The sequence below is a fragment of the Flavobacterium psychraerolatum genome, from assembly GCF_025960985.1.
Taxonomy (GTDB): domain Bacteria; phylum Bacteroidota; class Bacteroidia; order Flavobacteriales; family Flavobacteriaceae; genus Flavobacterium.
In genome coordinates, this window is the sequence record NZ_JAOQMX010000046.1 from 18,789 (window position 1) to 34,595 (window position 15,807).

Sequence of the window (15,807 nt, forward strand, 5' to 3'; positions counted from 1 at the left end):
AACGATTTATTTTTTTATTTGTTGAAACATCCATTCATATATTTTAGGATCATCATATACTCGAGACCAACTGTCGTGGTTGGCATCATCAAATATGGTAAAGTTGATATTGGAGTGACACTTTTTAAGAGATTTATAGATATTTATCGAATTTTCTATATTAACCACATCATCCAGTAAACCATGAAACATTTGAATTGGAATGTCTTTTATCTTGCAATTTTCAACCTTTGGAATTCGATCTACGAATCCTGCTATTGGCACTAAGGCTGCAAACGTCTCTGGATGTGCAAAAGCTAAATTCCAAGCTCCCCAGCCTCCCATACTAAGTCCAGTAAGATAAATTCTGTTTGCATCAACATTATATTCTTTTTGAATTTTTATAATTAGACGATATAACACTTCCGAATCCCAATATTCATTTTCTGGACATTGTGGTGCCAGTACAAAAGCATCAATCTCATTCGACTTTAAATACTTGAATGGTCCATGAACTTTCACCAATTCGATATCCGTTCCCTTTTCACCAGAGCCATGTAAAAAAATCAGCAATGGTTTCTTTTCTTTGGTGTTTTCGGGTAAATGAAGGGCGTATTGTAATTCCTTTTTCTGTATAATTTCGGTTTTAATTTTCCCTATTATATCTGACTGAGAAAAAGTAAATTGTGCGAATAAAAAAAGTACTAAAAGAACATATTTTTTCATAACATAAACGATTTTAAACGATTTCATTTGCTACGGATGACTTTTACAAAGGATGTTGCGTTGATGAAAATCCTAGTGCTTTTAATCCAGTTATTACCTCAGGAGCTTGCATAAATAGATTCCACAGCAATCCTGTTCTATAGTTCTCTATCATGGGAACAATGGTTCCTTGATCTATAGCTAAATAACGTTTAGTAACCCAATCGTAATGAGGAGAAAACGCATCATAAGGACCAGCTGTCCCTATATAATTAGCCTTGTTTTCATCATACAAATAATGTAAAAACTTCATTGATTCTACAGGTGTAAATGGAAATGAAGATAAGGCTGCAGTTGATGTAATTACTCCTAAATCATTATTAGGTTGATGTGCTGAATAACCAGTACTCCCATCACTATTGCGTGAATAACTAGCCGTGAGTCCCCAGCACTTATCCGAATATCCAACCCATCCTTTTGGGTTTGCAATGCAATATTGATTAATGATTTTAGAATGATTTTGAGTCAATGACCAATAATTTGCATATTGATCTGATAACCCTCGTGGATCCAAACCCAAATAAGAGTATTGTGCCCAAAACAATGGCCCTACATTTCCACTAGCTCCATTATAATTAAAAATGACAGGAATACCGTATTGTGTTGCATTATTCTTAATCCCTCCATTTCTTGCCCAAGCTTGGTCGTATGCAGCTTTGCTAATTGGATGTGTTGGAGAGGAAGCTGCCATTACATACGTCACCAAGCATTCATTATAACCTTCCAATTTAAAATTCATTTCCCATTCATAATTTGGAGACCAGTGCCAATACAAAGCATTTTCACCTTTAGTGTACCAATCCCATTCTACTTCTCTCCATAAATCATCTGCTTTTTGTGCTAATGCTTTTTCGGCAGCTGATCCATTTTTAAAATATTCTCTAACGGCTATAAACCCTTGGCACAAAAATGAGGTTTCAACCAAATCCCCACCATTATCTTTGGTCCCAAATGGAATTACAGCACCATTTGAAGCATTGATCCAATGCGGCCAGGCTCCATGAAATCGTTCTGCTTTTCCTAAAAATATTAAAGCGGTTGTTAATCTTGTAACGGCTTCTGCTCTTGAAACAAAACCTCGCTCAACACCAACAATAATTGTCATTAAACCAAACCCTGACCCCCCTGTAGTAATAATATCAGATTCAAAATTAGGATTATCTACTAGATATCGTTCTCTTGCTAATTTAGAATTTGGTTCTGCATAATCCCAAAAATATTTTAAGGCATCTTTTTGAACTTGGTCTAAAGCTTCAGTATCTGTTAGTACGACTACAGGATTAGTAGGCAATGGAGTTCCATTTGAAGAACCATCCGTACTAGGTGAAGACGAACAAGAATTAAAAAAACTTATTAAAATTGCAATACAGAAATAACTTTTCATCTATTTATTTAATTTAAAATATTATAAATACCTAACTATTCAGAATAAAAAACAGATACAGTTTTCATAACTACTTATCTTTTGTCTTTTTCTAATTTGTATAAAGCTGTAACCTCATTTATAGAAAGTGGAGCATTATAAATTCTAAATTCATCCAGCTTCCCAGCATAACTAGTAGCCCAGTCTTGTCGTGAACCATTATTTAAAGGTGGCATTGTATCAAATTGATGGGTTCCAAAAACTACTTTACCATTAGTTCCAACCATTTCAAAAGCACCGTATTTAGCCGCATTATTAATATTGTCAATACTACCTGGATTATCTGCATATAATGTAGCTACACCAGCTACACCTTCAGCTGGAGCATATGGAAATGAGCCTAAATTAGTTGATAATTGTCCGTTTAGATAAGCTGACAAAGTGCTATTGGTTGCATTATAAGTAAAAACAATATGCACCCAAGTATTTAAACTATTGTCTATATTCATGATTGCTCCCTGACCTCCCCATATAACACTAGTTCTTCCGTTTTCAATACCTAACTTCAAACGTAACCTATTAGGAAAACTTGCATCTGGGTTTTCTAAAAAAACATTGATACCTCCCCAAAATTGTAAAGGCCTAACAATAGAAAAAATACCTTGAGCACCTTTTCCTTGACCTGGAATAGCAGGATCAATTGTATTTGCAGTATTCATCCAAAATGAAATAGTAAAATTGTTTAAGGTTGTTACGGCAGTTGTAGCAGTACCAATGGCATATCTTTGTTCCGAGCTAGAGCCATTATAAGCATTTCCTTTAATACCGGTAGTAAAGCCTACATTTGTTCCTGTTAAACTGCCAATATTGTTTTTTAAGTCTGTCAAATTATCATCAAAACCTAATTTCACCAACAAGTTGCTTGCTGCAATTTCATCAGAATTATTATAACCACCAATAGATTCATAGGGTATTGGACTATTAACTTTATCAATGCTGTCCACAGAACAACTTATAAAAAAGGGAGCAGTAAGAATTGCAGCAAAAAAGTATATGTTTTTATTTATTTTCATAATTATAAATTTTAAAATTAATTATACATTGGATTTTGAAGAGACAATCCTTTTGCTTCATTTATAAATTTTTGTGGTAAAGGAAAAAGTTCATGTTTACCTTTTACAAACATTTTTCCATCAATAGCAAAAGCTGCTGCTGCTTGTCCTGTTCTTACTAGATCAAAGAAACGATCATGTTCAAAAGCGAGCTCTACTCTTCGTTCTTTCCAAATGGCTTTTCTAATATCTGTTTGTGAAGCTGCTGAGGTATCTGATAAACCAGCTCTATTTCTAACTTTATTTAAAAAAGGAATAGCGGCGGCTGTTTGATTTAACTCATTCATAGCTTCAGCTTTAATTAATAAAACTTCCGCATAACGCAAACACTTAAGATTCGTGTCTGTGATATCATTTCCTGCATATGCAGATGAATAGGCTTTATAATTGTATCTAGGATTTGTAACCAATGGAGACACTACCCTACCATCATACAAAGTCGACCCTGCAAAAATTATTGTAGCTGCTTTTCTTACGTCACCTGGTTCATATGCATTTACCAAACTCATTGATGGTGTATTAAAACCCCAACCCCATCCACTAGCACCTGTAGCACCTTGTGTAGTTGTATATTTATCAATTCCTCTAGAAGGAGTTGAACCTGTACTTTGAATTTCAAAAATAGATTCGATATCATTTTCTCCTGTTATTCTATATTGAGAAGCATAAGTAGTTGCCAGATCATAACCTGTAACAAGATTAGCTGCATCTAGTGCTTCTTGCCATTTCTTTTGGTATAAATATACTTTAGACAATAAGGCATAAGCGGCACCTATAGAAGCTCTTCCTTTTTCGGAAGCAGAATAAACCCCTTTAGTAGGCAAAACAGTAATGGCGTCATTCAAATCTTTCACAATAAAAGAATACACTTCTGCAGAAGATTTGCGTGTTAATTGCATTACTCGATCTGTCTCAGAAGAAGGATTAGGTAAATGATCAATTATTGGTACACCTCCGTAGGTTTTTATTAAAGTAAAATACATATAAGCTCTTAAAAACTTAGCTTCGCCCATTAATTGAGTTTTTAAATTAGCATTAGCTTGATCCAATTGAGGAATAAAATATAAGGCTTGATTACATCTATTAATCCCTTGATAGTTAGCAACAAATACATCTTCAACAGATAAACTTGAAGCATTATATGTCAAGGCATCCATTAAGTCTTTATCTGCTCCAGTATCGCCGGGAGAGGAACCTTTGTCTGCATCGTCAGAAGTAATACTTGAAATTCCAATCCATGAAAATGAACTCATATTCCAATCTAAAAATTTACTGTAAATTGCAGTAACAAAGGATTGAGCTCCAGCATCATTATTAAATGATGCTAAATCTGCTGTTGATATGCTTTCTGTTTGCTCTGTGTCTAAAATATCATTAGCACATCCAGAGAAAAACAAGAATGAAAGCACAAATACTGATATATATATCTTTTTCATTTTATTAAAATTTTAAATTAGCACCAAACACAAATGATCTTAAAGTAGGATAAGCATCCAATTCTATACCCTGTGTTCCATAAGGGTCTCCATCTCCGTTTAATTCTGGGGAGAAACCAGAGAATTTTTGAGTGATAAAAGGGTTGATTGCATTTACATAAATTCTTGCTGAGTTGACAAAGGAATTCTTAACATTAATCTTGTATCCTATTGTAATATTATTTATCCTGAAAAAATCTCCCGATTCTAAATAATAAGTCGATGCTACAGGAACTTGGTTAAATGGTGCTGGATTTGCACCCGTTAGATTGGTTGTGGTTACAAAATTGGTTGCCAGTACTTCTTCAATATTTTCACCAGAAAAACGCTGTGCTTTTTTTCCGTTATATACTTTACTACCTTTTGTACCATAACCATTAACAGATAAGTCAAAGCTTTTGTAATTAACTCCAAGAGTAATACCATAATTAGATTTAGGCATAATAGAACCGGCATATTTTCTATCGCCAATCGCCAATGCACCTTGACTTACTTTGGCACCATTAGCTTTATAATATAGCATTTGCCCAGCACTGTCAAGTCCTGCATAATCATACAAGAAGAAACTACCCAAGGGTTGTCCTACTGAAGTATTGTTTAATATTTTTGTAAATTGTCCGTTTCCTAAACTACCACCAAAAAAATCTGGTAAATTAGGATTACTTAAACTTGAAAGTCGGTTCTTATTATTAGAGAAGTTCCCTCCAACCCAATACGATAAATTATCGTTAATCTTGTCGTCCCAACGCAATGACAACTCATATCCTTTATTGGAAACAGCACCTACATGAGCAGGAGAATTTGAACTAACACCAGCTGCAAGATAAGGTCTCGTATTTAGAATTAAATTATTGGTGTTTTTATTATAAAAATCCGCCGACCCTTTCAATCTATTATCTAAAAAGGCAAAATCCAAACCAATTGTTTTCTCTTCAGTAATCTCCCAAGATAAACTAGGATCAACCTGAGAATCAACCGTTACACCAGGGTACAATATACTACCCCCTAAATAACTACTTAATCCAGAAGCAAAAGATTGTCTGTTTAAAGGAATATTTTGATTTCCTAATTTACCCCAACCACCACGTAATTTCAATAAATTGACTCCCTTTACATCTGCCATAAATCCTTCTTTGGATATGATCCAGCCTAAACCAAAAGATGGAAAAGTTCCCCAACGATAATCTTTAGAAAATTGAGAAGAGCCATCCCTTCTTACTGTTCCAGTAACTAAATAACGATCCATGAATTTATATTGAAATCTTCCAAAATAAGATGATAATGTTCTTTTGTTGTACAACACATCTGTTAAGCTTTTCACGTTACCTGCATATTCAACGTTCTCCAATGACCAATAATTTTGAATATCATTAACATTATTTCTTTCTATTTTAATATGATCTTTTGCTCCTTTATAAGTTTGTTCAACACCCAACATCACTTCAAAATCATGATTACCAATAATCTTATTATAAGTCAAATAGTTTGTTAAATTCCAATTAAAATAATCTTCACTTTCTTTATTCAATAAATTAATATTAAGTAATGGATCATAACTACTAACTATACGTGTAGGATCTGCAGCCAACCAAATACCTTGCGTATCTTGATAATTGTATTTTTTCCAGGTATAGTATTCGGTATTAAATTGAGATGTAAATTTTAGACCTTTAAACAAATCAACATCAAGCTTTAAACCTCCTTGCATAGTAATACTTTTTTGTTGTTCATCAAAAAAGTTGAGTTGTGCTACAGGATTTCCAACATTATTAAAGGAAGAACCTGACCCTGCAAAACCATTAGCCCCTACAAAGTGGGTACCATACTGTCCTGATGGAAAATAAACTGGTACTATAGGAGACTGTTTGTATGCGTTTGTGAAAGCGTCTAAAGGTTTTGGTGTAGAATGTGTAAACCCTACACTAAAATTTTGTGTTAAGTTAATTTTTTTAGAAATTTTGAAATCATTATTATTTCTAAATGTAAATCGACTATAATCTAATCCGTTCAAAATTCCTTTTTCATCATAATATCCTGCACTAAAGAAATATTTAATATTTTCTGAAGAACCAGATATCGATAGATTATTTTGAGTATAAGATCCCGTTCTTGTAATTGCTTTGAACCAATCTGTATTAGTAGGTTGATCTTGTGAAAAAGTAGTATTACCCAAAGCAACATTAGAATAATGAGAATACTGATTGCTTCCTGCCATTTTTACATTTTTCAAAGTACTTCTAATACCTCCATAAGATTCGACTTCAACAGTAGTCTTACCTCCACTTCCTTTTTTAGTAGTGATAATAATTACCCCATTTGCAGCTCTATTACCATAAATTGCTAATGCAGAAGCGTCTTTTAAGATGTCGTAGGATGTAATATCATTTGTATTAATATTATTAATATTATCTACTGGCATTCCATCGACAATGAATAAAGGTGCTCTACCACCTAATGCAGTACCGAGACCCCTAATTACAACTGTAGGTGATGATCCTGGTGCATCTGAAGCAATTACCTGAACACCAGCTGCTTTACCTTGAATTGCTTGTGAAGCATTAAGCACTTTAGTTTTTGTTAATTCTTCTGCTTTAATAGACGTCACTGCAGTTGTATTGTCTATTACTTTTCTAGTTCCATACCCAATTATAACTACTTCATTTAATGTAGTGTTTGATTCTTGCATTGTTACCGTCATAGGACCTGCTGTTGCTTTAACAGACACATTATCAAACCCCATCATAGTAATATTTAAAATATCTCCTACCTTAGCATTTATTTTAAAACTACCATCTAAATCGGTATTAGCCTTTGAAGTAGCTGATACAATATTTACACCTGGAATTCCCATTCCTGTATTGTCGGATACTTTTCCTTTTATTACTTGACCAGACATGTAGGCTGGAAGAAGTAGTAAAGCTAAAAAGCTAAAGATAAAATTTCTCATAGGTTATTGATTTAGTTAAAAATTTACTTCTGCTAATTTAAATGATATTATTGAAGTAAAATGCATATAAGTCACCCTACACAAGTACATCACTATATAAAAACAAAACATAAATATCTATAAATCAACAAATTAAACCACAAAAAAAGCAACAACACTACATCAGTATGATGTAGTAGTGATGTGTTGTAATATTTCAAACAAACAAGCTAAAAAATATAATATCTGTAAAAAAAACAGCTTTTTTATATTGATAATAAAAAATTAGTAAGATTATCATCCTTAGAAAGCTGTAATTTCTTCCGCAATCTATAGCGATGTAATTCTACCCCACGATAAGTAATATTCATAATTGGAGCAATATCCTTAGACGATAAATACATCTTTAAATAGATGCAAAGGTTAATATCCTTCGGTGTAAGTTTTGGATATTTTTTGGAAAGGTTAGAAATAAATTCACTGTGGACTTGATTAAGATTTACTTCAAATGCTTCCCATTCTTGTTTATTAACAGCATTAATTTTTATAATCTTCTTAACCTCACTTTTAAGTCTATTAATATCATTTTCCGAATCTAATAGTTCCTGAATATTTTCGATCATCTCGCTTTGCTTAGCAATTGACAGTGACTTTCCTGCCACTTCAGAGGATTTTGTTTGTAATTCAAGTTCTAGAATATGCTTTTCATAAGTTTGAATTTTCGACTCATTCTCCCCTTTTAATTTCATCTCTAGAATTTTCTTTTGATGCTTTAAATCTTCTTCTTTTAGTTTTAATTTTTGTGTATACCTCATTTTATTCCATCTATAATAAAGAAATAAAGCCCCCCCTATAAGTAGTAAATACAAAACAATCATCCTAAATGAAAAGTACCATGGTTTAAGGACATGAAAATTAAAAACATCGACTTGGATATAATTCAGTCCATCGTAGTAATAAACCTCCAATTCATGACTACCATTACTTAGGTTATTCAAAATAATTCTACCTCCAACTACGGTCGAAAATTCATCAGAATTATCTAATTTAAAAAAAATATTAGGCTCATTTTGCCCATATATTCCCGAAATTACATGTACTTTTAATTCTGAATTAAAATTTATTATTGATTTATCTTTAATCAATTTATCATCATTAAAAGCTTCAACTTTAAATTTTACTGCTGCTTTTTTTAATTTATTATTACTTAAGGGTATGGAAATAAAACCATCTTCGAGGTTCAATAAAAAGTTCTTACCAGTTTTAAAAACTTTCAGATTGTCATTGATTATCTTGCTTTTGTAATATTTTTCTTTAATTAGTGTTTTTATAAAAATATTTTCATTAGCAAAAACTTCATATAGAAGCCCATTTTGAAATGCTAAAAAATGGTTTTCTTCAATTAAAACTAGATCAGATACATTCTTAAAATTAGTATTAAATAAAGTATTCTCTATCAACTGATTCGAAATTGAATTGTAGGTATACCATAGATTGTTTATTAGAAAAAGTAATTCGCCTCTAAATTCAACAATTTTTACTCCAAAATCTTTATTGATTTTACTTCTCTTTGTTATATTTTCTACTTTTGTAGTTTCAAAAGCATCATTCAGACTTACCCTATATAATCCTCGGTAATTGTCTGCTGCCCAAATTTCATTTTTTTTAATTTGAGCAACATATCGTATTGGTTTAAAAAGGCCTTTTACATGTGTATAATTAGACAAGTCATTTAAGTTCCTATAAATCCAAATTCCACTATAACTAATCTGTAGATGCAAATCATTTATATTACTTTTTACAAAATCCCAGCCTCCATTAATATCGTTAGCTTTAAAATACTTATCCTTTCCATACATAAAAGTCCCCTCATTGTGACCTATGATATAATTTTGACCTACTTTCTGAATATCCCAAGCTTGACCCTGAGAGTTTGGAATGAGTGAGAAATCCTGACTACTGTATTTAAACACACCATGATTTGATGCTAATAAATATTCTTGATCTGATTTAACTACTGAATAAACAGATCCCAATGCTCCAGACCTGTCATAAAAAATAGAGATTGGAGAGTTTACTTCCATATAAGCAATACCATTATCTAATCCAATCCATAAATTCCCCTCCTTATCAGGATTAATACTTAAAACAGAATTATTCATGAGAACATTATCACGATTAATATTTTTATATGAATTGTCATTCAGGTTCAAAACATAAATCCCTTTTCGTGCAGTTCCAATTATTAATTTATTTCCATTTATAAATTTGGCACAATTTATAAGATTCTTTTTTAGTATGCTGTTCAATTGGTTTTGCCAAGGAACTAAAAAACCCTTATCTTCAACGAAAACACCGTTATTTTTTGTAAAAACGTACATTTTATTTTGAAATTCCCCAATGTGATGAATAATATTGTTGTCAATAACAGACCAACCTTTAATTTTTTCTAAATTAGTTTTTTTTAATCTAAAAATACCCTTTTTCACAGATGCTACTAGGATTTCATTACCTACTTGAAAGCAATACGAAATAAGGAAAGGGAGTTTTATTTTCTTAACTGATTTATCCTTATAAATGTATATCTCATTGAAAGTTTGAAAATAAATAGCTCCATTTAATTTAAATATCTTCCAAATTTCTTCATTTTCTTTTTCATCAAAAATATTCTCTCCTTTTGAAATTGAAACATAATGCATGGCTCCATCTTTCCTAAACCAATATCCAAATTCTTTATAAGATCCAGTGTATATTTTTTCTCCTTCAATTAATATAGAACGAATAATAGTTTTATTGGGAAGCATATTCTTCTCCCATTTTACACCATCATACCTTAATAAATAACGATTATTTGCAAAATAAATCGCATTATCATTTCCTTGATTAACATTCCAAATCTGGTTGTCACCTTGATAAACAGATTTGCTGTAATTTTCGACAAAGGGAAGTAAATCTTGAGAAATTGCTTGTAAAGTTATAAAAAAGAAAAAAAATATTTTAAATAGGATGTATTTCACGGTATAATAGCTTTTTAAAGCTAAATATAACATATTTATTGAATTTCACGCATAAAAAAAGCTTCTCAAATAAGAAGCTTTTTTCAACAAATACTATTTTATTAATTATTGATCAACTCATAAACCTGATTAGCAATTTCCAATTCCTCATTGGTCGGAATAACCAAAATCTTAGTTCTAGAGCTTGCAGTGTTAATCTCCCTAGTATCTTTTGAACGCAAATCATTTTTGGCATCATCCAAGTCCAATCCAAAGAAATCCATATTTGCACAAACCGATTTACGAATATAAGAAGAGTTCTCCCCTATTCCAGCCGTAAACACAATAGCATCCAAACCGTTCATCGCAGCGGTATAAGCACCTATATACTTCTGAATACGGTAAACGTTCATATCCAGCGCCAATTGACACTCTCTATTTCCTTTACCAGCACGCTCTTCAATATCCCTTAAATCACTGTAACCGGTAAGGCCTAACATTCCACTTTTTTTCAGTAATAGCGAGCTCACCTCATCCATAGTATACCTCAGCGTTTTGACCAAATAAAATATAACCGATTGATCAATATCACCTGCACGAGTACCCATAATCAAACCGTTTGATGGTGAAAAGCCCATACTATGATCAAAACTTTTCCCATCTTTGACAGCAGTAATACTGCAACCGTTCCCCAAATGAATGCAAATTATTTTTTCGTGTTTATCCAAATATTTAATTGCTCGTTCCGATACATATTTCACACTCGTTCCATGAAAACCGTACAATCTTATTTTATGTTTATTTAACAATTCATTTGGAATCGCAAACTTATAGGCCACTTCAGGAATAGTTTGATGAAAAGCTGAATCGAAAACAACCACCTGTTTTGCTTCTGGAAAAATTTCCTCTGCCACAATAATACCTTCTAAATGTGCTGGATTGTGCAGCGGTGCTAGTTGTGATAAAATACCTATTTCTTTCTTCACTTCTTCAGTAACCTCAACTGTTTTTGAGAAAGTCGCTCCCCCATGCACCACGCGATGCCCAACAGCAATAATTTCACTTTTAGAGGTAATAACACCTACTTTATCATCCAATAACAATTGGGCAATTTTTTCTAACCCAATTTTATGATTGGCAATAGCCACCACTTCCTCGATGGTATGATGATCTGTTTTATAGGTGAAATTTGAACTTTCGAGCCCAATTCTATCAATCATTCCTGAGCACAATACCTTTTGCTCTGGCATCGTCATTAATTGATATTTGATAGAGGAACTTCCTGAATTTATAATTACTATTTTCATTTTATATTTTTTTTAAAGTTTCTTAGAAGTTAAGTTTCTTAGAATCTAAGTTTTTACTACTTTCTGCAAATTAAAAGACTTACAACCTTGGCTACCTAGTGATCAGCAATTTTTTAAAACAAATAGTTTCTACAAAAAAAAATACTTAGAATCTTAGCCACTTAGTACTCAGTAGCTTTTTTCATTATAATCCCTGCGCTTGAATAGCAGTGATAACCACTGTGTTAATAATATCATCAACCGTACAACCACGGCTCAAGTCATTTACGGGCTTATTCAACCCTTGCAACATTGGTCCAATTGCCAAAGCGCCTGTTTCTCTCTGTACGGCTTTGTAGGTGTTGTTTCCCGTATTTAAATCCGGAAAAATAAGTACACTCGCTTGTCCTGCTACTTCCGAATTGGGCATTTTACTTTGCCCGATAATTTTATCTACAGCAGCATCATACTGAATAGGTCCTTCAATTTTTAAATCAGGCCGTTTGGTGCGGACGATTTCTGTTGCTTTGCGTACTTTATCTACCTCATCTCCCTTACCTGAAGAACCAGAAGAGTATGAAAGCATCGCAATTTTGGGTTCAATTCCAAAAGCCAAACTTGTATCCGCAGACGAAATAGCAATTTCTGCCAATTGTTCTGCAGTAGGATTTGGATTAATTGCGCAATCACCAAAAACAGACACTCGGTCCTCCAAACACATAAAAAACACAGAGGATACCACAGAGGATTCCGGTTTGGTTTTAATGAATTGTAACGCAGGCAAAATAGTGTGCTGTGTTGTATGTGCTGCACCAGATACCATTCCATCTGCATCACCTTTGTACACCATCATGGTCCCAAAATAAGAAACATCTCCCATTAAATCCATGGCCATGGCCAGAGTTACATTTTTGGCTTTACGCAACTCATAATATGTATTAGCATAATCATCATAAAAGGGAGATTCAACTGGATTGATAATATCGATTTTATCAAAATCAAATTCGATACCTAATTCAGTAACCTTCTGTTCAATTTGTTTTTTATTTCCAATAATTGATATATCGACTACATCCATAGCCAACAATCTCGAGGCGGCAATAATCACACGCTCATCACTGCCTTCCGGCAATACAATGTGTTTACGATATTGCTTAGCACGTTTAACCAAATTATATTGAAACATTTTTGGCGTCATTCCTTCCGCTTCAAACGCACTTAACTTATCTGTCAAAGCATCAACATCAAAATACTTTTCGAAGGTATTGATCGACGTTTCAATCTTATTTGTATTATCTGCATATATTTTAGAATTAATACTTCCAATTTTATTAGTAATCATATACGTTCCTTCACTTACAGCAATTATAGGTACTATGCTAGTCAATCCTTCGATCAACTTCATAATACTATCTTCTGGTACGATATTCCCAGTCAAAATTATTCCAGATATAGCAGGATAATTAGCCGACTCATTGGCCTGCAAAGCCCCCATAATAATATCAGCTCTATCTCCTGGTGTAATAACCAATCCTTTGTCTTTTAAATGACGTAAATAATTGTGTAGTTGCATAGCACCCACACTAAAGGTACCTACCTCATTGTTCAAATACTCGTGCCCAAATAGAACAGTAGCATCCAATTCTTCGATAATTTCTCTAATAGAAGGGTTTTTTAAACTCAAAATCAAAGGAATAGACATCACTAATACCTCTGCTGGCAAAATTCCTTTTAATCCGTTGATTGCTAATTCTAAATTTTCTGGTTGAACTTTATTCGCCACTACAGCAAGTACTTCTACATCCTTAACCTTAAAACTATTATAGGCAAGATACATACTATCCACAAATTCATCAAGTGTTTTCCCTACCCCAGAGCTCACAACGATAACCGGAATACCTAGATTTTTTGCAATCAAGACATTCATATCCAATTCGATAGATGTTCCTTCACCGCTAAAGCTCGTCCCTTCGACCAATACAAAATCAAATTTTTCCTCTAGTCGTTTAAATTTTTCGATAATTAAATCCAAAACTTCCCCGATCTTACCTTTATTCTTCTTCTTTATTAATTTACTTTTAGTAATAGCATAAGCATCCTCAAAAGTCATATCTAAATTAAAATGTGAAAGAACGGTTTCAATATGATTGTCCAACTTTCCATCTTCAAAATCTTCGATTATAGGCCTAAAATAGCCTACTTTGGCAGTTTTACCCATCAGCATACTCATCAATCCCAAAGTAACAATAGATTTCCCACTATTAAATTCACTCGTTGCTACATAAATTGCTTTATTCATTTCTATATTTTTTATTGTATTTATAAAACCATCTGTTTTACCTCATCAATTTCATTTTTTTGAGGATCAATACAAATAGTAGCAAACCTCCACAGGTACAAGATAGAATTTTCTAACCTATCTATTTTCTATTCTCATCAAAACAAATCTACTTTAAATATAATCCTATTAGATAACACCATAGTACATACTATCTAACTTATTATATTTCTATTTTAAATCAAAACCACTTTCGCTTCTTGAAATAAAATACCATTAACAAACCAATCAAAACCATCACACCTATAATGGTATAATATCCGTTATGATATCGTAACTCAGGCATGTTTTCAAAATTCATCCCGTACACTCCCACAATAAAAGTCAAAGGAATAAAAATAGCAGAAATCACAGTCAATGTTTTCATAATCTCATTCATCTTGTGCGACTGCGACGAAAAAAAGAAGTTTGAAGCACTCTCCAACATCCCCATATCCGATTCTATTTGTTCCAAAAGTTCAATGCTTTTTTGACTCAAACGCGAGAAATAATGAAAAGATTCTTTTTCGATCATCACAAAACCATCATTATCTTTTAAGTTTTTGATAGCCAGTAATGAGTCCCGTAAAGGCACTATTGAACGCTTTAAAAAATTGAAATTATCTCGATGCTTTTCTATTCGAATCAAAATATCTGGATTAGAACTTGATTTCGATAATACGATCAACTCTTCTACTTTATCTTCCTCATTTTCTATCGTAATATAAAAATTCTCCATAATTGCATCCAACAACAAATAGAGCAAATAATCGGTCTTCTTTTCTCTCACAATTCCAGTATGCTTACGGATTCGTTCGCGTATATGTGTAAAAAAATCACTCCTCTTCTCTTGAAAGGAAATCAAAACATTTTTTTTCAACAAAAAACTAATTTGCTCCACATGGATATTATCGGTTCCCTCTGTAGGTAACAATGATTTTATATTAAAAAATAGAGTATTTTCAAACTCCTCATGTTTGGTTCTTCTGTTTGTATTCACAATATCCGAAAGAATAAATTGGTCAATTTTAAAAAAACCACCAATATTCTCCATCAATGCCATATCATTTAATCCATGAATATTAAGCCAGTTATTCTTTGACAAATCAATTTTCTTAAAATCATCAACGGTAAAGTTGGCATCTTCAGCAAAAACAGCATTATCATAAACAAACAACTGCAATGCCGACGAAAGCCGCTTATGCGTCCCCGTATATTCCAAGGGATTATTATATGTTTTACGCGTCTTTTTGTACTTTATCTTTCGCATTCAAAAATATTTTTACAGTAATATTACAAAAAAGATACCTAAAAATTAACCTAAATCAATCCCAATACAAAGATTAACACATATACAATCTATTGTTTGATTATTTGGGCGTGCCCCTTCGTAAAAACTACGGGTCAGGCTGTATGCTATATCTTTTTTGGGGCAGAAAAAGCCCCAAAAAAGGATGTCGCTTCCATCCTTCACGCAATCAAATCCTATTTAAATTTTTTGAGGTAAGCAGTTAAATTCATATCTTTAAAGTATTGAAAAACATAGAAATAATGGAAATTTTTAAAGGTCAAAATCTCATAGAGTTCT

9 protein-coding genes are annotated in these 15,807 nt (G+C 32.6%); all 9 read right to left on the reverse strand.

The window, feature by feature from the left end; all coding sequences use genetic code 11:
- Window positions 1-6: 6 nt before the first annotated feature.
- The 9 genes from M2326_RS14755 to corA all read right to left on the reverse strand — a co-directional run bounded on the left by M2326_RS14755 (window position 7) and on the right by corA (window position 15,489).
- Complete coding sequence (locus M2326_RS14755) at window positions 7-705, reverse strand: carboxylesterase family protein (RefSeq protein WP_264620312.1); 699 nt, start codon at window positions 703-705, stop codon at window positions 7-9.
- Between the two features lie 43 nt (window positions 706-748).
- Entirely contained in the window at window positions 749-2,128 is a 1,380-nt protein-coding gene (locus tag M2326_RS14760) for a glucoamylase family protein (protein WP_264620313.1), read from the reverse strand.
- A 74-nt stretch (window positions 2,129-2,202) separates the two neighbouring features.
- Window positions 2,203-3,180, reverse strand: coding sequence for a LamG domain-containing protein (locus tag M2326_RS14765; protein WP_264620314.1), 978 nt, complete (start codon window positions 3,178-3,180; stop codon window positions 2,203-2,205).
- Window positions 3,181-3,197: 17 nt separating this feature from the next.
- Window positions 3,198-4,655 (reverse strand): RagB/SusD family nutrient uptake outer membrane protein, encoded by a 1,458-nt coding sequence (locus M2326_RS14770; RefSeq protein ID WP_264620315.1) that lies wholly within the window; start codon window positions 4,653-4,655, stop codon window positions 3,198-3,200.
- Window positions 4,656-4,659: 4 nt separating this feature from the next.
- Window positions 4,660-7,641 carry a SusC/RagA family TonB-linked outer membrane protein gene (locus M2326_RS14775; RefSeq protein ID WP_264620316.1) on the reverse strand — a complete coding sequence of 994 codons (2,982 nt, stop codon included), beginning with the start codon at window positions 7,639-7,641 and terminating at the stop codon, window positions 4,660-4,662.
- 245 nt (window positions 7,642-7,886) lie between these two features.
- Entirely contained in the window at window positions 7,887-10,670 is a 2,784-nt protein-coding gene (locus M2326_RS14780) for a helix-turn-helix and ligand-binding sensor domain-containing protein (protein WP_264620317.1), read from the reverse strand.
- A gap of 68 nt (window positions 10,671-10,738) precedes the next feature.
- Window positions 10,739-11,923, reverse strand: coding sequence for an acetate/propionate family kinase (locus tag M2326_RS14785; RefSeq protein ID WP_264620318.1), 1,185 nt, complete (start codon window positions 11,921-11,923; stop codon window positions 10,739-10,741).
- A gap of 184 nt (window positions 11,924-12,107) precedes the next feature.
- A complete protein-coding gene (pta, locus tag M2326_RS14790) occupies window positions 12,108-14,201 on the reverse strand; it encodes a phosphate acetyltransferase (protein ID WP_264620319.1) in 2,094 nt (697 codons plus the stop codon).
- A 220-nt stretch (window positions 14,202-14,421) separates the two neighbouring features.
- Complete coding sequence (corA, locus tag M2326_RS14795; protein WP_264620320.1) at window positions 14,422-15,489, reverse strand: magnesium/cobalt transporter CorA; 1,068 nt, start codon at window positions 15,487-15,489, stop codon at window positions 14,422-14,424.
- Window positions 15,490-15,807 lie beyond the last annotated feature (318 nt).